This window comes from Streptomyces sp. RGM 3693 (assembly GCF_050471125.1).
In the GTDB taxonomy this organism is placed as follows: domain Bacteria; phylum Actinomycetota; class Actinomycetes; order Streptomycetales; family Streptomycetaceae; genus Streptomyces.
Map to the genome: position 1 here is coordinate 2,137,308 of NZ_JBMPPQ010000002.1, position 19,751 is coordinate 2,157,058.

The 19,751-nt window shown below is 71.9% G+C and carries 18 protein-coding genes; 11 read left to right on the plus strand and 7 right to left on the minus strand.

What is annotated here, in order from left to right:
• Positions 1-7: 7 nt before the first annotated feature.
• The 6 genes from ACO0M4_RS26860 to ACO0M4_RS26885 all read left to right on the plus strand — a co-directional run bounded on the left by ACO0M4_RS26860 (position 8) and on the right by ACO0M4_RS26885 (position 6,039).
• Positions 8-958 (plus strand): helix-turn-helix transcriptional regulator, encoded by a 951-nt coding sequence (locus tag ACO0M4_RS26860; protein WP_430373471.1) that lies wholly within the window; start codon positions 8-10, stop codon positions 956-958.
• Between the two features lie 60 nt (positions 959-1,018).
• Positions 1,019-1,279 (plus strand): hypothetical protein, encoded by a 261-nt coding sequence (locus ACO0M4_RS26865; RefSeq protein ID WP_430373472.1) that lies wholly within the window; start codon positions 1,019-1,021, stop codon positions 1,277-1,279.
• A 26-nt stretch (positions 1,280-1,305) separates the two neighbouring features.
• Positions 1,306-1,515: a hypothetical protein gene (locus ACO0M4_RS26870; protein WP_390026009.1), complete on the plus strand. Its 210-nt coding sequence runs from the start codon at positions 1,306-1,308 to the stop codon at positions 1,513-1,515.
• Positions 1,516-1,721: 206 nt separating this feature from the next.
• Positions 1,722-2,021: a Sec-independent protein translocase subunit TatA gene (tatA, locus tag ACO0M4_RS26875; protein ID WP_430373473.1), complete on the plus strand. Its 300-nt coding sequence runs from the start codon at positions 1,722-1,724 to the stop codon at positions 2,019-2,021.
• Positions 2,022-2,084: 63 nt separating this feature from the next.
• On the plus strand, positions 2,085-3,041 hold the full coding sequence (gene tatC / locus ACO0M4_RS26880) for a twin-arginine translocase subunit TatC (RefSeq protein ID WP_430373474.1): 957 nt from the start codon (positions 2,085-2,087) through the stop codon (positions 3,039-3,041).
• A gap of 181 nt (positions 3,042-3,222) precedes the next feature.
• Positions 3,223-6,039, plus strand: a complete 2,817-nt coding sequence (locus tag ACO0M4_RS26885) for a DEAD/DEAH box helicase (RefSeq protein ID WP_430373475.1) — start codon at positions 3,223-3,225, stop codon at positions 6,037-6,039.
• A 98-nt stretch (positions 6,040-6,137) separates the two neighbouring features.
• On the opposite strand, the gene ACO0M4_RS26890 is transcribed toward ACO0M4_RS26885, so the two are convergent.
• The 4 genes from ACO0M4_RS26890 to ACO0M4_RS26905 form a co-directional block, all read right to left on the minus strand.
• Positions 6,138-7,262 (minus strand): LLM class flavin-dependent oxidoreductase, encoded by a 1,125-nt coding sequence (locus ACO0M4_RS26890; protein WP_430373476.1) that lies wholly within the window; start codon positions 7,260-7,262, stop codon positions 6,138-6,140.
• A 293-nt stretch (positions 7,263-7,555) separates the two neighbouring features.
• A complete protein-coding gene (locus tag ACO0M4_RS26895; RefSeq protein WP_430373477.1) occupies positions 7,556-8,551 on the minus strand; it encodes an ADP-ribosylglycohydrolase family protein in 996 nt (331 codons plus the stop codon).
• A gap of 134 nt (positions 8,552-8,685) precedes the next feature.
• Positions 8,686-9,171 carry an ABA4-like family protein gene (locus tag ACO0M4_RS26900; RefSeq protein ID WP_430373478.1) on the minus strand — a complete coding sequence of 162 codons (486 nt, stop codon included), beginning with the start codon at positions 9,169-9,171 and terminating at the stop codon, positions 8,686-8,688.
• A complete protein-coding gene (locus ACO0M4_RS26905; RefSeq protein ID WP_430373949.1) occupies positions 9,168-10,091 on the minus strand; it encodes a hypothetical protein in 924 nt (307 codons plus the stop codon). The genes ACO0M4_RS26900 and ACO0M4_RS26905 overlap by 4 nt, the downstream gene beginning before the upstream one ends.
• 228 nt (positions 10,092-10,319) lie before the next feature.
• Between ACO0M4_RS26905 and ACO0M4_RS26910 the strand changes: the two genes are divergently transcribed.
• Complete coding sequence (locus ACO0M4_RS26910; protein WP_430373479.1) at positions 10,320-11,000, plus strand: MerR family transcriptional regulator; 681 nt, start codon at positions 10,320-10,322, stop codon at positions 10,998-11,000.
• A 79-nt stretch (positions 11,001-11,079) separates the two neighbouring features.
• Here ACO0M4_RS26910 and ACO0M4_RS26915 read toward each other — a convergent pair whose 3' ends face one another.
• Both ACO0M4_RS26915 and ACO0M4_RS26920 read right to left on the minus strand, forming a co-directional pair.
• On the minus strand, positions 11,080-11,931 hold the full coding sequence (locus tag ACO0M4_RS26915) for a siderophore-interacting protein (protein WP_430373480.1): 852 nt from the start codon (positions 11,929-11,931) through the stop codon (positions 11,080-11,082).
• 80 nt (positions 11,932-12,011) lie between these two features.
• On the minus strand, positions 12,012-12,926 hold the full coding sequence (locus ACO0M4_RS26920) for a 5'-3' exonuclease (RefSeq protein WP_430373950.1): 915 nt from the start codon (positions 12,924-12,926) through the stop codon (positions 12,012-12,014).
• Between the two features lie 227 nt (positions 12,927-13,153).
• Between ACO0M4_RS26920 and ACO0M4_RS26925 the strand changes: the two genes are divergently transcribed.
• The 4 genes from ACO0M4_RS26925 to ACO0M4_RS26940 all read left to right on the plus strand — a co-directional run bounded on the left by ACO0M4_RS26925 (position 13,154) and on the right by ACO0M4_RS26940 (position 18,548).
• Positions 13,154-14,359, plus strand: coding sequence for a quaternary amine ABC transporter ATP-binding protein (locus ACO0M4_RS26925; RefSeq protein ID WP_430373481.1), 1,206 nt, complete (start codon positions 13,154-13,156; stop codon positions 14,357-14,359).
• The gene (locus ACO0M4_RS26930; RefSeq protein WP_430373482.1) at positions 14,352-16,952 is read left to right on the plus strand and encodes an ABC transporter permease/substrate binding protein; all 2,601 of its coding nucleotides are present in this window, start codon (positions 14,352-14,354) and stop codon (positions 16,950-16,952) included. The genes ACO0M4_RS26925 and ACO0M4_RS26930 overlap by 8 nt, the downstream gene beginning before the upstream one ends.
• 207 nt (positions 16,953-17,159) lie before the next feature.
• A complete protein-coding gene (locus ACO0M4_RS26935; protein ID WP_430373483.1) occupies positions 17,160-17,609 on the plus strand; it encodes a hypothetical protein in 450 nt (149 codons plus the stop codon).
• A 180-nt stretch (positions 17,610-17,789) separates the two neighbouring features.
• On the plus strand, positions 17,790-18,548 hold the full coding sequence (locus tag ACO0M4_RS26940; RefSeq protein WP_430373484.1) for a helical backbone metal receptor: 759 nt from the start codon (positions 17,790-17,792) through the stop codon (positions 18,546-18,548).
• 4 nt (positions 18,549-18,552) lie between these two features.
• Here the strand turns inward: ACO0M4_RS26940 and ACO0M4_RS26945 are convergent, their stop codons facing one another.
• The gene (locus ACO0M4_RS26945; RefSeq protein ID WP_430373485.1) at positions 18,553-19,719 is read right to left on the minus strand and encodes a TDT family transporter; all 1,167 of its coding nucleotides are present in this window, start codon (positions 19,717-19,719) and stop codon (positions 18,553-18,555) included.
• Between the last annotated feature and the right edge of the window lie 32 nt (positions 19,720-19,751).

A 19,751-nucleotide genomic window follows, 5' to 3' on the forward strand; every position in this document is an offset into this window, starting at 1 on the left:
CGGGACCATGGCTGCGAACGCGATCGACCAAACCCGCCGGATGCTGTCGCTGGTGACGTATCTGCGCGAGCGCCCCGGCGCCCACGTCAGCGACGTCGCCCGCGCCTTCGGCATCACCGAGGACGAGCTGATCGCCGACCTCGACGTGCTGCCGATGTGCGGGACGAGCTTCCGCGGCGGCGACCTGATGGACATCGACACCGACGGCGACCGGATCTGGTGGCACAACCCCGACGACGTCGCCGAGCCGCTCCGGCTGGCCGCCGACGAGGCCACCGCCCTGCTGGTCGCGGCCCGTGCGGTGGCCACCCTTCCGGGGCTGCGCGAGGGCGACCGGCAGGCGCTGCTGCGGGCCACCGCCAAGCTGGAGGCGGCGGCCGGGGAGGCGGCCGGGGCCAGCTCCCGACTGTCGGTGACCTTCGAGTCCGAGGGCGGGGTCTTCGCCGACGTGGACCGCGCCATCGCCGAGCGGCGCCGGCTGTGGCTGCGCTACTACTCCCCGGCCCGCGACGAACTGACCGAGCGCGAGGTGGACCCGATCCGGCTCTTCGCCGTCGGCCACACCTACATGGAGGCGTGGTGCCGACTCTCCGAGGCCCGGCGCACCTTCCGGCTCGACCGGGTCGCTGAGATCAAGCTGCTGGACGCGCCGGCCGACCCGCCGCCGGTCGAGCTGCGCGACCTGTCGGAAGGGCTGGTGCAGCCCGCGGCCGAGGATCCCGAGGTCGCCATCGAGGTCGGGCCCGGCGGCCGGTGGGTCGCCGAGTACTACCCGCACGACAGTGCCGAGGAACTCCCCGACGGGGGGCTGCGGATCACCCTGCGCACCCCGGACCCGGCGTCGTTGCGACGGTTGGCGCTGCGGTTGGGCCGGGACGGCCGGATCGTGTCGCCGCCGGCGCTCGCGACGAGCGCCCGGGAGGCGGCCCGGCAGGCGCTTGCGGCGTACGGCGAGTGAGACCGGCCCGCCCAGGAGGCGGGCCGGCGCACCGATGACCGTAGGAGGAGGCAGCGAAGGATGACGACCACGATGGTGACGACCACTCTGGCGGACATGACCGCTCCGGTGCTCTTCAAGGCGGCCTGCCCGGAGTGCCGGGGGCGTTTCGAACTGGCCTCGGACGCCTTCCGGCTGGCGATCGGCGCCAGCCGCCGCACCACCTTCTACTCCTTCACCTGTCCCGACTGCGGCCGCGCGGTGCGCAGGCCGGCCGGGGAGCGGATCGTGGAGCTGCTCACCGGCGGCGGGGTGCGCACGCTGCGGCTGCACACCGGCTGACCGGGGCGAACGGATAGGCTCGCGGCATGCTCTGGCCCATGATCGCTATCGCCCTCGGGTTCCTGGGGATCGCCGTCCTCGGCGTCCTCGCCGTCCGCGTCTTCGCGGAGGTGCGGCGGCTCGCCCGGGAGGTCGGTACGGCGACCGAGCGGATCCAGCGGGCCACCGAGGACCTGGAGCGGGCCGCGGTGCCGCTCGCCTCGCGGATGCACGACCTGGGACGCGACCGGACGTGAGGGCGGCGCTCTGCTGTCCCGGACGTCCGGAAGGTAGGCTGCTTTGCGGTTCCGACCGTGCGGTGGTGCAAGCAATCCGGAGTATGCACGGGGATTGCCGGACGTTCACCACCGACCGTTACGATCGAGGCACCATCCGGACGCCAGTCCGACCCCATCGGCAGGCACCACAGGAGACGCCGCCTAAGGCGAGAAGGTAGTCGCACATGCTAGCCAACCTGAGGCTCCCCGAGATTCTGCTGATCGTCGCCGTGGTCTTTCTGCTGTTCGGCGCGAAGAAGCTCCCGGACATGGCGCGTTCGCTCGGCAAGTCGGCCCGCATCCTCAAGAGCGAGGCCAAGGCGATGAAGAAGGAGAGCGAGGCGGAGCGGACGGCTGACAGTGGCACCGCGTCGCAGGCTCCGGCCGACGCCGCCCAGCAGGCGGCTCGTACGATTCAGGCTGCGCCCGGTGACGTGGCCAGCTCGCGCCCCGTGGCCGAGCCGAACCGCGCCAACCAGAGCTGACCGAGCCGATCCCGGCCGCGCCGACGCCGTCGGTGCGGCTGACGTACGAGACGAGGAAGTGGGTTGCCCAAGTCTGCCCGCAAGCAGCAGAAGGACCCCGAGGGGCGGATGCCCCTCGCGGCTCATCTGCGTGAGCTGCGCAATCGGCTGCTGAAATCGGTGCTGGCGATCCTCGTGGTCACCATCATCGCCATGTGGCAGTACAAGGCGATCGCCCACTTCATCACCGGGCCGGTCATCGACGCGGTCGGCTGCCCCAAGGGCGCGTTGCCGACCGGTGGGAAGTCGCACCCGTGCGCGGAGATCACCGCCAACGGTCTGCTGGCACCGTTCACGATCATGCTCAAGCTGTCGCTGACGGTGGGTCTGGTCGCCGCCAGCCCGCTGTGGCTCTACCAGCTCTGGGCGTTCCTCGCGCCCGGTCTGCACAAGCACGAGAAGAAGTACGCGCTGAGCTTCGTGGGCGCCGGCGTACCGCTTTTCCTCGGCGGTGCCTACCTCGCCTACGCGGTGCTGCCAACCACCGCGGGCGCGCTGGTCGGGCTGACGCCCAGCGACTGGGCCAACCTCTTCCCCGCCGACGACTTCCTCGACATCGTCACGCGGATGGTGATGGTCTTCGGCTTCTCCTTCGAGCTGCCGCTGCTGCTGGTGCTGCTGAACTTCGGTGGGGTGCTCACCGGCAAGCGGGTGCTGAGCTGGTGGCGGTTCATGGTGCTGGGGATCACGATCTTCTCGGCGGTCGCCACCCCGACCGGTGACCCGCTGACCATGTCGCTGCTGGCCGCGCCGATCGTGCTGCTGTACTTCGGCGCCGTCGCCATCTGCCTGTTCAACGACCGCCGCCGGCGGCGGGCCAACCCCGACGGGGACCTGGCCGACGACGAGGCGTCCGAACTCGACCTGACCCCGTCCGAGGTCGGCGCGATCGAGCCGGTCGCGCCCAGCCGGATGCTGCCGGAGCAGACCGGTGGGGACGGTGCCGACACCGGCCGGCGCGGTTACGACGACGTGACGTGAGGTGACCGGTAGTCGCGGTGGGTCACCCGAAGTGACCTACCGCGGACCGGATTTCGCGGCCCCCGAGCTCTCCGAGCCGGGGGCCGCGGGCGTTCCCGGGGCCGGCGGCGGGCGGTCCGGGTAAAGGGCCGCCATAAAGATCCGGTCGTTGTCAGAGGTGGCCGGTAGTCTCGTAAGCACGATGACCGAGGACATGTCCCCTGCTGAGCGCTATGCCGCCGCCAAAATCCGCGCGGTCGAGCAGGCCACCGCACTCGCGCCGTTCCGGGAGCTCTACGACTTCGATCTGGATCCGTACCAGGTCGAGGCGTGCCAGGCCCTGGAGGCCGGAAAGGGTGTGCTGGTCGCCGCTCCCACCGGATCCGGCAAGACGATCGTCGGCGAATTCGCCGTCCACCTGGCCCTCGCACAGGGCCGCAAATGCTTCTACACCACGCCCATCAAGGCGTTGTCCAACCAGAAGTTCCAGGACCTGGTCAAACGCTACGGCCCCGAGAAAGTCGGTCTGCTGACCGGCGACAACAGCGTCAACGGCGACGCCCCGGTGATCGTGATGACCACCGAGGTACTGCGGAACATGCTCTACGCCGGCTCGCAGTCACTGACCGGCCTGGGCTACGTGGTCATGGACGAGGTGCACTACCTCTCCGACCGGTTCCGCGGCGCCGTCTGGGAAGAGGTGATCATCCACCTGCCGGATTCCGTGACGCTGGTGTCCCTGTCGGCGACGGTGTCCAACGCCGAGGAGTTCGGCGACTGGCTGGACACGGTCCGGGGCGACACCGAGGTGATCGTCTCCGAGCACCGTCCGGTGCCGCTGTGGCAGCACGTCCTGGCGGGCCGCCGGATCTATGACCTCTTCGAGGAACGGAGCGGTGGTGCCGGCGGCCGCCGGGAGGTCAACCCCGACCTGGAGCGGCTGGCACGGATGGAGAACAGCCGGCCGACGTTCGGCCGGGACAAGCGGCGCGGCCGCAACCTGCGCGAGGCCGACCGGGAGCGGGAGCGGCGGCAGCGCGCCCGGATCTGGACGCCGAGCCGGCCCGAGGTGATCGAGCGGCTGAACAACGAGGGGCTGCTGCCGGCGATCACCTTCATCTTCAGCCGCGCCGGCTGCGAGGCGGCCGTCCAGCAGTGCCTGCACTCCGGCCTGCGGCTCAACGACGCGGAGGGCCGGGAGAAGGTCCGTCGGATAGTCGAGGCCCGGACGGCCGGCATCCCGGACGACGACCTGCACGTGCTCGGCTACTTCGAGTGGCTGGAGGGCCTGGAGCGGGGCATCGCGGCGCACCACGCCGGGATGCTGCCCACGTTCAAGGAGGTCGTCGAGGAGCTGTTCGTCAAGGGCCTGGTCAAGGCCGTCTTCGCGACCGAGACGCTGGCGCTGGGCATCAACATGCCGGCGCGGTCGGTGGTGCTGGAGAAGCTCGTCAAGTGGAACGGCGAACAGCACGCCGACATCACCCCCGGCGAGTACACCCAGCTGACCGGCCGGGCCGGACGGCGCGGGATCGACGTCGAGGGCCATGCGGTGGTGCTGTGGCAGCGCGGGATGAACCCGGCCGCGCTGGCCGGTCTCGCCGGGACCCGGACGTACCCGCTGCGGTCCTCCTTCAAGCCGTCGTACAACATGGCCGTCAATCTCGTTTCGCAGTTCGGGCGGCACCGTTCGCGGGAGCTGCTGGAGATGTCCTTCGCGCAGTTCCAGGCCGACAAGTCGGTGGTCGGGATCACCCGCCAGGTGCAGCGCAACGAGGAGGGCCTGGCCGGTTACCGCGAGGCGATGGTCTGTCACCTCGGCGACTTCGAGGAATACTCCAGGCTGCGGCGGGAGTTGAAGGACCGCGAGACCGATCTCGCCAAGCAGGGCGCGGTCCAGCGGCGGGCCGAGGCCGCGGCGGCGTTGGAGAAGCTCAGGCCGGGCGATGTCATCCACGTGCCGACGGGCAAGTACGCCGGGCTGGCGCTGGTGCTGGACCCGGGCATGCCCTCCGGGCGGACCAACGGCCACCGCGGCCTGGACGCCCAGGACGGCCCCCGGCCACTGGTGTTGACCGCCGAGCGGCAGGTCAAGCGGCTCGCGTCGATCGACTTCCCGGTGCCGGTGACGGCCCTGGAGCGGATGCGGATCCCGCGCACCTTCAATGCCCGCAGTCCGCAGTCGCGCCGCGATCTGGCGTCCGCGCTGCGCACCAAGGCCGGCCACCTGGAGCCTTCGCGGCACCGCAAGCCCCGTTCCGAGGCGGCCGACGACCGTGAGATCGCCCGGCTGCGCAAGGACATCCGCGCCCATCCCTGCCACGGTTGCGACGAGCGGGAGGACCACGCCCGCTGGGCGGAGCGCTACCACCGGCTGCGGCGGGACACCGGCCAGCTGGAGCGCCGGATCGAGGGCCGGACGAACACCATCGCCCGGACCTTCGACCGGATCTGCGCGCTGCTGACCGAGCTGGACTACCTCGAAGGCGACACCGTCACCGACGAGGGCCGCCGGCTGGCCCGGCTCTACGGCGAACTGGACCTGCTGGCCAGCGAATGCCTGCGGGAGGGTGTCTGGGAAGACCTCACCCCCGCGGAGCTGGCGGCCTGCGCCTCGGCGCTGGTCTACGAGGCGCGGCAGGCGGACGACGCGGTGGCGCCCAAGCTGCCGGCCGGCAAGGCGCGGGACGCGTTGGCGGAGATGGTGCACATCTGGGGTCGGCTGGACGCCCTGGAGGAGGACCACAAGATCAGCCAGGCCGAGGGCGTGGGCCAGCGCGAGCCCGATCTGGGCTTCGCCTGGGCGGCGTACCGCTGGGCCTCCGGCTTCGGCCTCGACGAGGTGCTGGGCGAGGCGGACATGCCGGCCGGCGACTTCGTCCGCTGGTGCAAGCAGCTGGTGGACGTCCTCGGGCAGATCGCGGCGGCGGCCCCGGCCGAGAGCACGGTGGCGCGGTCCGCGCGCAAGGCGATGGACGGGGTGCTGCGCGGGGTCGTGGCGTACTCGTCGGTCGGCTGACGGGCTGACGGGCTGACGGGCTGACGGGCCGACGGGCCGCGCCGTCGTGGCGGGATGTTCCGCGACGGTGCGGCCCGGCGGGTCCGTAGGGGCAGTGGTCAGGACGCCGTGCGTTCCGCCGTCTGTTCGGCGTCGCGTTCGGCGTCGCGCTTGGCGACCTCCTCGCGGACGAGCGGGATGACGTACCGGCCGAAGTCGATGGCGTCGTCGAGCAGGTCGTAGCCGCGTGCGGAGAGGATGGTCACGCCCAGGTCGTAGTAGTCCAGGAGGGCCTGGGCGACGGTCTCCGGCGTGCCGACCAGGGCGGTGGAGTTGCCGGCGCCGCCGGTCTCCGCGGCGGTCGGTGTCCACAGCGCCCGGTCATGCCGTTCGCCCTGCGCGGCGACCGCCAACAGCCGTTGTGAGCCCGAGTTCTGAGGACTCGTCAGGGGGTGTCGGCGGCTGAGCGCCCCGCCCGCCTTACGGGCCCTGATGCGGGCCAGGGTGCGGTGCGCCTTCTCCCAGGCCAGCTCCTCGGTGGGGGCGATGATCGGCCGGAAGGCCACCTGGATCCTGGGCGCGTTGGCGCGGCCGGCCGCCGCGGCGGCCGCCTTGACCGAGGCGATCTGCTCGGCGGTCTGCGCCAGCGGCTCGCCCCACAGGCAGTAGATGTCCGCCTCGGCGCCGCCCGCCGCGTACGCCGCGGGCGACGAGCCGCCGAACGACACCTGCGGATGCGGCTGCTGAACGGGGAAGGTGTCGGAGACGAAGTCCTGGAAGCTGTAGTGCGTGCCCTCGTGGTCGAAGGCTTCGTGGCTCGTCCAGATCTTCTTGACGATCTGGATGTACTCGCGGGTGCGGGCGTAGCGCTCGTCCTTGGTGAGGGTGTCGCCCTCGCGGCGCTGTTCGTGGTCGTTGCCACCGGTGATGAAGTGCACCGCGAGCCGGCCGTCGCTGATCCGGTCCAGCGTGGCGAAGGTCTTCGCGGCGAACGTCGGGTAGGAGACGTTGGGGCGGTGCGCCACCAGGAGTTGGAGCCGCTCGGTGCGGGCCGCTATGTAGGCGGCGGCCGGTGAGGGGTCGGGGGAGCCAGAGCCGTAGGCGAACAGGACCCGGTCCCAGCCGTACTCCTCGTGGGCGCGGGCGAGTTTGAGGGTGTACTCCTTGTCGAAGGAGACACCGGAGCGCGGGGTGACTTCGGAGCCGTCGTTGGTGGCGGCGATGCCGAGGAACTCGACAGGCATGGGGGCGGCCTCGTCTTCTCGTCGATCATGCGTGAGTGGGCATGCGAGGGCATGCGCGGTGCGCGGGAATTCCGGCGGGGCGGCATGCGGGTGCGCGCGGGGCGGGGCGCCCGACGCGGCACCGGGACGTCAGAGGCAACAGGAGGCGGACCACACACGACCGAAGTCGATGTGGTCCCGGGTGACCAGCCGTTGCTGAGGGCGCATGGGGTCAGTGGAACAGGCAGATGTATGCGCCGTCAACCATTGCTTGGGGAAGTAAGTTCCCCGGCGTGCTGCGCACTTCTTCGTGTTCAGATGACCGTCGGTGTCAACTCGCGTGCCATCAGGGCTAGTTCGTGGGCCCGCAGCACCTCGTCGCCCGATCCGGGCAGCGGTACGTGCAGCGGCGCGAGCCAGCGGTTCGGGATCGCCGCGACGCCGTGCACCGCACCGGCCAGCGCGCCGGTGACGGCCGCCACGGTGTCGGTGTCCCCGCCCAGGTCGATCGCGGCGCCCACCGCCGCCTCGTAGGTGTCGGTGGTGCGCAGTGCCCATACCGCGGAACCGAGGCAGGGCCAGGCGGCGCCGTTGAACTCGGTGGCCAGTTCCGGATGCCAGTCGGGGGCCAGTACGGCCGCCCAGCGGTCGCGCTCTGCGGGGTGCACCTCGGCCAGTGCGGCCGGGACCGCGTGGAGCGGATCGCCGCCGTCCAGGGCGACCCGGATCAGCTCGTGCAGCACGGCGGTGCCCTCCCAGGCAGCCGGGTCGCCGTGGGTGAGTGCCGCCAGCCGGCGGGCGGCGTCCATCGTCGCGGTACGGCTCCGCCCGGCGAAGTACACCGCCGAGGGCGCCGCCCGCATCAGCGAACCGTTGCCCGCCGCCCGGCCGTTGACCTCGAAATGCGCGGCGGCCGCCCGGTCCCAGGGCAGTCCGCTGCCGAGTACGACCTCGGTCTGCAATCCGATGTCCTTCGGCTCGGCGGCGGCCCAGCGCTGGAAGCGGCGGAAGACGTCGGGCAGGTCGAGGCCGCCGCGGGCGAGCAGGGACCGGGCGATGAGCACCGCCATCTGGGTGTCGTCGGTCGCCTCGCCCCGGTCCCAGCCGCCGCCCGCGTGCATCGTGGCCCGGCCGTCCGGGAAGCGGGCGGTGTACGCGCCGGGCGGGCCGAACTCGAAGGGTGCGCCCAACGCGTCGCCGGCCGCCGACCCGAGGACGGCACCGAGGGCGCGGTCGGTACGGGAGGGGCGATCGGGATGGGAGGGGCGATCAGGACAGCCGGGACGATCGGGGCAGCCGGGGTGGTGCATGCGGGGACGGTAGCGCGCCGGCGGCGGACGGGGCCGGGCAGGGGCGCCGCGGTGGTCGTCCATAACGGCGTTACAGGTGAACGAGGGGGCGCGGTAACGCCGTTACAGGTGGACGAGACGGCGGGGTAACGCCGTTACGGGCGGGGGGTGGCGCCGGCCTCGGCGGTGGTTGTGCGTTCTGCCGGCCCACTGCGCCGGGACCGTAGGCGGACCGCGCTGCGCAGGCACAGGAAGAGCAGGACGCCGATGGGGGAGAGCAGGATCGTCAGGACCAGGAGCGGGCCCATCACCAGGGGGTGGATGCCCAGGCTGCGGGCCTCGCGGTACATCCACTGGCCGAGGAAGAGGTCCCAGGCGATCAGCTGTGCCCAGATCGCCCCGGCGCCGCCGCCGAGCGCCAGCAGCTTCTGGAAGCCGACCAGGTCCGGATGGCTCACCGCGGCCCACAGCTGCGGGAACACCGGTATCGCCAGGGCGAGGTAGACCCCGATGACCGGCAGCATCGGCAGCGGTGAGGCGGCGATCCGGTCGGTCCAGCGCCAGCCGGGCGCCAGGATCAGCAGGGCCCAGAACGGGGCCGCGAGGGCGAACGCGAGACTGAAGAGGGTGTGGTCGGTCATCCGGTCAACTCCGGGGTGCGGGTGGGCTGGTGGACGTCGGCGTCGGGAGTGCGCGGGGTGCGGAGCGCCGCGTATCCGCCGACGGCGGTGGCGGTGACGAGGGCGGCCAGCGTGAGGAGGGTGGCCGGGTCGGGGCGGAGCAGGGCCTGGCCGCGCAGCGCCTGCCAGGTGACCAGGACGAGCAGTCCGGCGAGGAAGCCGGCCGCGGTGACGACCAGGCGCAGCCGCACCCGCTCGTCGCGCAGCCGGGCGCGGCGGCGGGCCAGCGCCTCGATCCCGTAGAGGAGGAGCGGGAGGGCCTGGAGGGCGTGCATGCCGACGAAGTGCGGGATGCGCAGGTCGCCGCCGGTGGTGTTCCAGCCGGTCAGTGGCATGGCCGGGCCGCCGTCGGGGACGCCGACGCCGTGTGCGCCGACGAGGGTGGACACCAGGCCCGCGGCCTGCCGGGCCTGCTGCTCCGGGGTGGGCATCAGCATCAGGCCGCCGAGCAGCAGCCCGGCCAGCGCGATCAGTGCGCCGAGCCGGATGGCCCAGGTCGTGGGCCGGTCGCCCAGGCGGGCCCGGAAGAGCAGTACCGCGATGACCAGGGTGGCGACCCAGAGGATGCCGATGGTGCCGCCCATGGTGAGGAACAGGCCCCGGTCCAGCGGGGTTTCGACGTTGAAGTGGCTGCGCCGGCCGCGCACCGTCTGGCCGACGATGATCGACATCTCGACCAGTCCGGTGACCACGATGGTGTGTGCGGCCCAGGTGCCGGCCCGGCTCGGAGCGGGCCGGCGGGACAGCATCCAGGCCAGCGTCAGTCCATAGGCGGCGAATGACACCGCGAACTTCAGCGGTTTGAACCAGATCGGCGCGCCGACCAACACCCGGTCGTCGACGATCATCCCGACCGCGGAGACCACAGCCAGCCCGGCCATCGCCCACGAGAAACCGAGCAGCGAACGGTATCTGGACATGCGAAGGCAACCCCCCTGAATGGATAGTGAAGATATGGATAGTGGCGCTTGCCGCTATCTGATAGCGGGACTATCTATCATGGGGAGCCGATTGGCAAGGTTGATGGCAAGGCCGGGCGAGGGCGGGGTGCCCGGAAGATCCGGAAAGCGCGGATTCCCGACGTGGATCCGGGGAGGAGAGGGCGTCAGATGCGCATCGGTGAGCTGAGCCGCGAGACGGGCGTGGCGGTCCCGACGATCAAGTTCTACGTCCGCGAGGGGCTGCTGCCCGCGGGCCGGCTCACCAGCCCCAACCAGGCCAGCTACGACGAGGGCCATGTCCGCCGACTACGGCTGATCCGCGGGCTGATCGACGTCGGCGGGCTCTCGGTGGCGACGGTCCGCGAGGTGCTGTCCGCCGTGGACGCCCCGGGGGGATCGGTGCACAAGGTGCTCGGCGCGGCGCACGACGCGATCACGCCGGTGCCGGCCGCCCGCCCGGAAGGGTTGTCGGATGCCCGCCGCACGGTCGCGGACCTGATCCGTCGGCGCGGCTGGCGGGCCGAGGAGGACCACCCGGCCGCCGAGGCGATGGCGGTCGCGCTGGCCGCCTTCCAGGACCTCGGGCAGGGGGCGTTCCTGGAGGTGCTCGACGACTACGCCGAGGCGTGCGAGCGGATCGCCGACGCCGACCTGGCGTACGTGGGGCGCCATGCGGACGTGGAGGCGCTGGTGGAGAGCGTGGTGGTGGGGACCGTCCTGGGGGACGCGGTGCTCACCGCGCTGCGGCGGCTGGCGCACGTCGACCGCTCGGCGCGGCGGTACGAGCAGGGGAGGGAAGGGGAGCGGGTGGCGCCGGGCGCGCCGGGGGAAGACGGGCAAGGCAGGTAAGGCGGGCAAGGCAGGTAAGACGGGCGAAGGGCGGCGCGGACCGTCCTGAGTCGCGCCGCCCTTGGGGTGTGGTGATGGGTCAGGCGGCGGCCGCGGGCTCCTGCTCGGCCTCCACCTGCTGGTTCCAGGCACGCTTGCCGGCCTGCCAGCCGTCCTCGTCGTGGCCGGTGCGCCAGTAGCCGGAGATCGACAGCGCCTCGCGCGGCAGGGCGTGCTCGACGCGGAGCAGGCGGCGCAGCTCCTTCACGCAGCCCGCCTCGCCGTGGACGAACGCCTGGACCCGGCCCGAGGGGAACTCCAACGCCCGTACCGCGGCGACCAGTTCGCGGCCGACCGGGGCGGTGCCGCGATACAGCCAGGTGACCTTCGTACCGGGCGGGGCGGTCAGTTCCTGGCTCTCCTTGGGGTCGGCGACCTCGATGAAGGCGTGCACCGTGGCGTCCGCCGGCATCCGGGCCAGCGCGGCGGCGATGGCCGGCAGGGCGCTCTCGTCACCGGCCAGCAGGTGCCAGTCGGCCGTCGGGTCCGGGGTGTAGGCGCCACCCGGGCCGAGGAAGGTGATCTCGTCGCCCGGCCGGGCGGCGGCCGCCCACGGTCCGGCCAGCCCGGTGTCGCCGTGGACGACGAAGTCCACGGTCAGCTCGCGCGCCTCCGGGTCCCAGGCGCGCACGGTGTAGGTGCGCGTCCGGGGCCACTGGTCGCGCGGCAGCTCGGCCCGGATGCGGCCCATGTCGAACGGCTCGGGGTAGGTGACGTGCGGCAGCGGGAAGACCAGCTTGACGTAGTGGTCGGCGTGCTCGCCCGCGTCGAACGCTGCCAGTCCCTCGCCGCCCAGGACGACGCGCACCATGTGCGGGGTGAGCCGCTCGGTGCGCCGCACCCGGGCGCGGTGCAGTGTCGGTGTGCTGCGGGCCGGTCGCTCTGCTGCCACGGCTTTTCTCCCCTGACGCGGTCGAGGGCGGGCGTGCCTGCGGGCGAACGCCGCCAGTTAGGTATACCTAACCTAACAGGTCACCGTCGGAGCGTGACCAGCAACCGCTGCAATGCGCCACCCAGGCCCCACTGGTCGGCCAGCGCCTCCAGTCGCTCCGGGTCGGCCGGTTCGTCCGGCAGGGCGTGGTCGATCTCCGGGACCGGGACGTCGGTCGCCACCTGGACCACCTTCGGGGCGACGGCCAGATAGGGGCGCGCCTCGGTGAGCCGCTTGCGCTGTGCCGGGGTGATCTTGGATGCCGGGTCCTCGGCGGCGGCGATGATCCCGGCCAGGTTGCCGTAGGCGTCCAACAGCTTCGCGGCGGTCTTCTCGCCGACGCCCGGGACGCCCGGCAGGCCGTCGCTGGGGTCGCCGCGCAGCAGCGCCAGATCCGCGTAGCCGGGGCCGTCCACCCCGTACTTCTCGCGCAGCAGCGCCCCGTCGGTGATCTGGAGGGTGCCGACGCCCTTGAGGGGATAGAGGACGCGGATGCCACGGGCGTCGTCGACGAGCTGGAAGAGGTCGCGGTCGCCGGTGACGATGTCGACTGGGCCCTTCGCCCGCGCGCTCAGGGTGCCGATGACGTCGTCGGCCTCGTAGCCCGCGGCGCCGATCCGGGCGATGCCCAGCGCGTCGAGCACCTCCTCGATCACCGGGACCTGCGGCGAGAGGGTGTCCGGGATCTCTTCCTCGTCGGGGGCGGCGGACCCTGCGGGGGCCTCCTCGGCGACTCGGTGTGCCTTGTAGGAGGGGATGAGGTCGACCCGCCACTGGGGGCGCCAGTCGAAGTCCATGCAGGCGACCAGCTCGTCGGGGTGGTGGTCCTGGACGAGCCGGGCGATGAAGTCCAACAGTCCGCGCACCGCGTTCACCGGGGTGCCGTCCGGGGCTTTGACTGATTCCGGTACCCCGAAATAGGCGCGGAAGTAGAGGGAGGCGGTGTCGAGGAGCATCAGGCGTCGAGTCACACCCCGCATGATGCCGTATGCCCCAATCGCGACTCCGTTGTGAGCTGAATCACCGATGTGTTTGCGCCCCATAAAGGCGGGCAGGCGCGCAGCCGGAGCGGACCCGGTTGCGGTTTCAACCTGTCATCGGTGAAGACGAGCGGAACTCGTCCCGCACCACGACCTGCCTACGGGGGTGGCAGGTCGTTTCTCGTGCGACAAGAGAGGTATATGTGTCCAGGCTGCAAGCCGAGCACCTGTACAAGGTGTTCGGCAGACGACCCGAGGACGCGGTCCGCAAACTCCAGGCCGGCGCCGGCCGGGACGAATTGCGGGCCGAAGGCACCACCGCCGCGGTGATCGACGCCTCCATCGAGGTGGGCGAGGGCCAGATCTTCGTCGTCATGGGTCTGTCCGGATCCGGCAAGTCCACGCTGCTGCGCATGCTGAACGGACTGCTGGAGCCGACCGCGGGCACCGTCCGCTTCGACGGCCAGGACCTGACCTCGCTCAGCGACAAGGAGCTGCGCGCCGTCCGCTCCCGGAAGATCTCCATGGTCTTCCAGCACTTCGCGCTCTTCCCGCACCGCAGCGTGCTGGAGAACGCCGCCTACGGTCTGGAGGTCCAGGGCGTGGCGCGCGCCGAGCGGGAGCGGCGCGCGACCGAGGCGCTGGAGCTCGCCGGACTCAAGGGCTGGGAGAAGTCCTGGCCGGACGAGCTCTCCGGCGGTATGCAGCAGCGGGTCGGCCTGGCCCGCGCACTGGCGACCGACGCCGATCTGCTGCTGATGGACGAGTCCTTCAGTGCGCTCGACCCGCTGATCCGCCGCGATATGCAGGACCAGCTGCTGGAGCTCCAGAAGACGCTGAAGAAGACCATCGTCTTCATCACCCACGACCTCAACGAGGCGATGCGGCTCGGCGACCGGATCGCGGTGATGCGCGACGGCCAGATCGTCCAGACCGGCACCGCCGAGGACATCCTCATCCGGCCCGCCAACGACTACGTCGCCTCCTTCATCCAGGACGTGGACCGCAGCCGGGTGCTGACCGCCGGTGCGGTCATGACGGACGTCGACAGCGTCCTCGGCATGACCACCCAGGACGGGACCGAACTCACCACCGCCGCCGACTTCCGGGCCGCCGCGCCCGCCACCGTCGGCCCGGACACCCCGCTCGCCGACCTGTTCGCCGCTTGTTCGGCCAGCGACGTACCGGTCGCGGTCACCGACGAGCACGGCGAACTGGCCGGCGCGGTCACCGGGGACCGGCTGCTCGCCGTCCTGGGCGAGCCGGGCCGGCCGGCCGCACCGGCCGCGGTGCTGCCCGGTGCGCGCACCGGCTCCACCGGAGCGGCTGACGCCGCGCCCGCCGGCGGGTCGGCCGCCGGGTCGGGATCCTCCGACGAGACCGAGGGGACGGTGGCCGCCGATGCCTAGGATCCAGATAGGCAGCTGGGCCAATGACGCCGTCAACTGGCTGCGGGACAACCTCGACTGGCTGTTCAACCTCATCACCACGGTCCTGAACGGCCTGTACAACGCCATCCACGCGGTCCTCGCGGCCCCCGAGCCGCTGCTCCTCGCGGGCATCCTGGCGGTGCTCGCCTGGTGGCTGCGCGGCCTGCCGGCCGCGGTGCTGACCTTCCTCGGCTTCGCACTGATCGACTCCATCCAGCAGTGGAGCCCGACCATCGAGTCGCTCTCGCTGGTGCTGGTGGCCTGCCTGATCACCGTGGTGGTCGCGGTGCCGCTGGGCATCTGGGCGGCCCGCAGTCGGGTCGTCGGCGGGATCCTGCGCCCGGTGCTGGACCTGATGCAGACCATGCCGGCGATGGTCTACCTCATCCCCGGCATCCTCTTCTTCGGCCTCGGTGTCGTCCCCGGCATCGTCGCCACCATCATCTTCTCCATGCCGCCCGCGGTGCGGATGACCGAGCTGGGCATCCGGCAGGTCGACGAGGAGCTGGTCGAGGCGGCCGAGGCGTTCGGTACGCACCCGCGGCGCACTCTCCTGCGGGTCCAGCTGCCGCTGGCGCTGCCCACGATCATGGCCGGTATCAACCAGGTCATCATGCTCGCGCTGTCCATGGTCGTGATCGCCGGCATGGTCGGCGGCGGTGGCCTCGGCGCGTCCGTCTACAACGCCATCAGCTCGGTCAACGTGGCCCTGGGCGCGGAGGCCGGCCTCGCCGTGGTCATCCTCGCCATGTACCTGGACCGGATGACCGGTGCGCTCAACCAGCGGGTGTCGCCGCTCGGCCGGCGGGCGCTGGCCAAGGCACAGGCGGCGCTGGGCCGCTGGAAGTTCCTGCAGTGGCGGCCGGCGACCTCGGTGGCCATGGTCGGCGTCGTCGTCCTGGCGCTGCTCGCCGGCGGGATGAGCTTCCTGGGCAAGAGCGGCGACGGCGCGTCCGGCGCCAACGGCAAGCCGATCACCCTCGGCTACGTCAACTGGGACGAGGGCAAGGCCACCACCTACCTCTGGAAGGAAATCCTGGAGGAGCGCGGCTACAAGCCCAAGGTCCAGGCCCTGGAGGCCGGTCCGCTCTTCGCCGGGCAGGCCCGCGGCGACATCGACGTCCAGACCAACGCCTGGCTGCCGACCACCCACGCCGAGTACTGGAAGAAGTACCACGACAAGCTGGAGGACCTCGGCACCTGGTACGACAAGACCTCCCTGGAGATCGCGGTCCCGTCGTACGTGAAGGACGTCAAGACGCTCGACGACCTCAAGGGCAAGAGCGCCGAGTTCGGCGGCAAGATCACCGGCATCGAGCCGGGCGCCGGCGAGATGAAGATCCTCAAGGACAAGGTCCTCAAGGACTACGGTCTCGGCGGCGAGTACCAGGTGCAGGAGTCCAGCACCGCCTCCATGCTGAGCGAGCTGGACCGCGCCATCCACAAGAAGAAGCCGATCGCGGTCACCCTGTGGTCCCCGCACTGGGCGTACGACAAGTACCCGCTCACCAAGCTCAAGGACCCCAAGGGCTCCTTCGGCTCCGGTGACGGGCTGCACCTGATCGGCCGCAAGGGCTTCAGCAAGGACATGCCCGAGGTCGCGAAGTGGATGAAGAACTTCCACCTCGACGAGAAGCAGCTCACCAGCCTGGAGAACGACATCAAGTCGGCCGGTGAGGGCCATGAGCAGGACGGCGTCCGCACCTGGCTGAAGAAGAACCCCGGCCTCGTCGAGAAGATCGCCCCGTCCGCGCACGCCACCTACGCCAAGGGCACGGACGCCGGCAAGGCCCCCAACATCGGCTACCCCGCGTGGGACGAGGGCATCGCCACCGCCTACCTGTGGAAGAGCGTCCTGGAGAAGCGCGGCTACCACCCCAACCTGCGCAACCTCGACGTCGGACCGATGTGGACCGGCCTGTCCACCGGCCAGATCGACGTGGAGACCGACGGCTGGCTACCGGTCGCCCAGAAGCAGTACTGGGACAAGTACAAGGACGACCTCACCGACGTCGGCGCCTGGTACGACAAGACCTCCCTGGAGATCGCCGTCCCGTCGTACGTCAAGGACGTCAAGTCCATGGACGACCTGCGGGCCCACAAGGACGAGTTCAAGGGCAAGATCATCGGCATCGAACCGGGCACCGGTGAGATGCAGCGCCTGAAGAGCACCGTCCTGCCCGCCTACGGCCTGACGGACTTCGAGGTCACCTCGGCCGGCACCAGCGCGATGCTCGCCGAACTGGACCGGGCGTACCACAAGCAGGAGCCGATCGCGGTCGTCCTGTGGTCGCCGCACTGGGCGTACAGCAAGTACCAGCTCACCAAGCTCGCCGACCCCAAGGGCACCTGGGGCGCCAACAACCAGATCAAGACGCTCGGCAACAAGAACTTCCCGAAGAAGTTCCCGGAGTTCTCCGGCTGGCTGAAGAACTGGAAGATGACCCCCGACGAGCTCGGCAGCCTGGAGCAGGACATCCAGGACGCCGGAAAGGGCCACGAGGACAAGGGCGTCGAGAAGTGGATCGACGACCACCCGGGCATCGTGGACAAGATGGCACCGGTGAAGTAGCCCCGGACCACGGGCACATGGCGGCGCGCCCCGCCCCGGCAACGGCCGGGGGCGGGGCGCGCCGTCGTTCGCGGGCGCGGTGGCGGCGGGCGGCCACCCCACTGGGCGCGCCTGCCTGGCCGGGCGGGCCGGCCGGTGGTTCGCTCGCCCTGTGCCGGTGTCCGTCCACGGCGGCCGTGGCGGCCGCGGCCGGCCCGGGAGCCGACCGTGAACCCTGCGCGTCCGACCGCCGCCGTGCTGCTCGGCCTCCTCATGGTCAGCGCGGCCGCACCCGCCGCCCGGGCCGCGGCCGAGCCCGTCCCGGTGGTGGCCGGTGAGCGGGTCAGCATCAGCGACGGCGGGTGGTGCGGCCCGGTCCAGGAGGCCACCGCGGCCTCGGAACTGTTCGGGGCGGTGGCGCTGCGGCCCGCCGTCGAGGGGATGGCCGCCGAGGTTCGGGTCGGCGAGGACGCGGAGCCCGGCCGCTACCGGGTGACCATCGAGTGCGGGCGCGGCGGGGCCCGGCGCGTCGAGATCTTCATGGTGACCGACGGGCGGTCGGCGGGGGTCGGCGTGGCCCAGGCGGTTGGGGGGCTGGCTCTGCTGGCGGTGGCGGGCGGGGCGGCGTATCGGCTGCGCCGGGCGGGCCGTGAACGCGGGGCCGCCGAGCGGGGCTGAGGCGTACGTTGCCGGGTGCGGCGCCGTTTCGCCTGCGGCGGGCCTTTGTCCGCTGCCCGGCACCTCCCGTGGGTGGGTGTGGGGAGGTCGTGGTGGGCTGTGGTGGCGGGTGTCAAACAGGTGGTGTGGTGGAGGGGTTGGGGCGTTCTGAGGTTTCGGGTGGGCGCGTACGGTGGGGGGATGAGCGTGCGCATCGCTGATCGGCGGGTGGTGTCCCTGGTGCCGTCGTTGACCGAGGCGGTGGCCGTGAGTGCGCCGGGGCTGTTGGTCGCGGCGACGGACTGGTGCAGTCATCCGGCCGGACTCGACGTCGTCCGGATCGGCGGCACCAAGAACCCCGATACGGCCCGGATCGTCGCCCTGGCCCCGGACCTGGTGATCGCCAACGAGGAGGAGAACCGCCCGCAGGACCTCGACGCGCTGCGGGCCGCCGGGCTGGCCGTCATGGTCACCGAGGTCCGCACCCTGGACCAGGCGTTCCGGGAGCTGGCCCGGGTGCTGGTGGACGGCTGCGGGCTGACCCGGCCCGGCTGGCTGGACGCCGCCGAGGCCGCCTGGCGGGCGCTGCCACCCCGGCCGCCGGAACGGGCCGCGGTGGTGCCGATCTGGCGGCGGCCGTGGATGGTGTTGGGCCGGGACACCTTCGCCGGGGACCTGTTGGCTCGGCTCGGGGTGCGCAATGTCCACGGCGACCACGCCGACCGGTACCCGCGGATCCCGCTCGACGACCTGAACGCCGGCCCGGCGGACCTGGTCGTGCTGCCGGACGAGCCGTACCACTTCACGGCCGGGGACGGACCCGAGGCGTTCCCCCGGCTGCCCGCCGCGCTGGTCAGCGGGCGCCATCTGACCTGGTACGGGCCCTCGTTGGCGGAAGCCCCGGAGGTGCTGGCGGCGGCACTGGACGGTCCGGCGCTGCTCCGCCGCACCGGACCGTGAGCCGTTACGCCGCGACCGGTTGCCGGAGCGGCTCGCCGGGCTGCGGCGGCGGGGCCAGCAGGGTGCCGCGCAGCAGCCCCTGCGCGGTGCGCGTCCCGGCCACCGCGACCGCGGCCACGAGGAACGCGTACAGCGCCACCGCGAGCCAGCCGTAGGCCGCCAGTCCGGTGTGCCGGGTCAGGCCCGCGGCGCCGGTGCCGCAGGTCCCGACCGGGAAGGTGAAGCCCCACCAGGTCATCGCGAAGCCCATCCCGCGGCGGGCGGCGCGCAGCACCAGCGCCGCCGCCAGCACCAGCCACAACAGTGCGAAACCCAGCACCGGCACCCCGTAGAGCACCGCGAAGGCGCCCATGGCGTGTGCGTACGACGGGGTGACGACGCCGGGGGCGGCGTCGGCGAGGTTGTTCACGGCAGTGGTGGACTGGCCCAGCGGACCGAGGACGAGGAAGAGGGTGGGGGTGAGGGCGAGCGGTAGCGGGCCGTGGTGGAACAGTCGGCTGACCAGCAGCGGTAGCACGATCACGGTCATCAGCAGCGACATCCCGAACAGTGCGTAGCAGGACAGCAGCAGCGCCTCCTGTGCCTGCCCGGGCGGCAGGTGCGGCACCAGCGCGGGGCCCAGCGCCGCCGAGACCATCGGGGCGACCAGCGGCAGCAGCCACACCGGCGAGGCGCTGCCCTCGGTGATCCGGTGCCGGACCACCATCAGGTATGGGATGCCTGCGGCGGCGGCCAGGCCGACCAGGGTCCCGACGGTCCACAGCACGGCGTCGGCGGCCACCGCGGCGGGCTCGCCGAGCACGTCCTTGCCGACCGCGAGGGTGCCGCCGCCGACCGCCAGCAGCGCCATGGCCAGGCATCCGTAGAACGGGGCGACGGTGGGTTCGAGCAGGTGGCGGCGGGCCTGGTCGCGGTGCCGGACCCAGTGGACGGTGCGCGCGGCCAGCAGCGCGAGCAGCATCAGTGCCGACAGCGCCCAGACCACCCGGTACGCCACGCGGAGGCCGGGCGCGGTGAGCGGCAGCGTCGCCCCGGCGTTGGCGACGATCGCGGTGCCCATGACGGCGGCGTACCAGTTGGGGCCGAGGTAACGGACCGAGGGGCCGGTGGCGGGGGCGTTGCCGCTGGTGGCGGCGGGATTCTTGGACGGTGCGGGGGCGAGCGTTGGCATGTCACCAGCGTCGCCGCCGCGGGCGGGGCCCA

Bases quoted from the DNA above. Each gene is read 5' to 3' on its own strand.
- ACO0M4_RS26860 (WP_430373471.1), top strand. From the start codon at position 8: ATGGCTGCGAACGCGATCGACCAAACCCGCCGGATGCTGTCGCTGGTG.
- ACO0M4_RS26865 (WP_430373472.1), top strand. From the start codon at position 1,019: ATGACGACCACGATGGTGACGACCACTCTGGCGGACATGACCGCTCCG.
- ACO0M4_RS26870 (WP_390026009.1), top strand. From the start codon at position 1,306: ATGCTCTGGCCCATGATCGCTATCGCCCTCGGGTTCCTGGGGATCGCC.
- tatA (WP_430373473.1), top strand. From the start codon at position 1,722: ATGCTAGCCAACCTGAGGCTCCCCGAGATTCTGCTGATCGTCGCCGTG.
- ACO0M4_RS26885 (WP_430373475.1), top strand. From the start codon at position 3,223: ATGACCGAGGACATGTCCCCTGCTGAGCGCTATGCCGCCGCCAAAATC.
- ACO0M4_RS26890 (WP_430373476.1), bottom strand. From the start codon at position 7,262: ATGCCTGTCGAGTTCCTCGGCATCGCCGCCACCAACGACGGCTCCGAA.
- ACO0M4_RS26895 (WP_430373477.1), bottom strand. From the start codon at position 8,551: ATGCACCACCCCGGCTGCCCCGATCGTCCCGGCTGTCCTGATCGCCCC.
- ACO0M4_RS26900 (WP_430373478.1), bottom strand. From the start codon at position 9,171: ATGACCGACCACACCCTCTTCAGTCTCGCGTTCGCCCTCGCGGCCCCG.
- ACO0M4_RS26905 (WP_430373949.1), bottom strand. From the start codon at position 10,091: ATGGCCGGGCTGGCTGTGGTCTCCGCGGTCGGGATGATCGTCGACGAC.
- ACO0M4_RS26910 (WP_430373479.1), top strand. From the start codon at position 10,320: ATGCGCATCGGTGAGCTGAGCCGCGAGACGGGCGTGGCGGTCCCGACG.
- ACO0M4_RS26920 (WP_430373950.1), bottom strand. From the start codon at position 12,926: ATGCTCCTCGACACCGCCTCCCTCTACTTCCGCGCCTATTTCGGGGTA.
- ACO0M4_RS26930 (WP_430373482.1), top strand. From the start codon at position 14,352: ATGCCTAGGATCCAGATAGGCAGCTGGGCCAATGACGCCGTCAACTGG.
- ACO0M4_RS26940 (WP_430373484.1), top strand. From the start codon at position 17,790: ATGAGCGTGCGCATCGCTGATCGGCGGGTGGTGTCCCTGGTGCCGTCG.
- ACO0M4_RS26945 (WP_430373485.1), bottom strand. From the start codon at position 19,719: ATGCCAACGCTCGCCCCCGCACCGTCCAAGAATCCCGCCGCCACCAGC.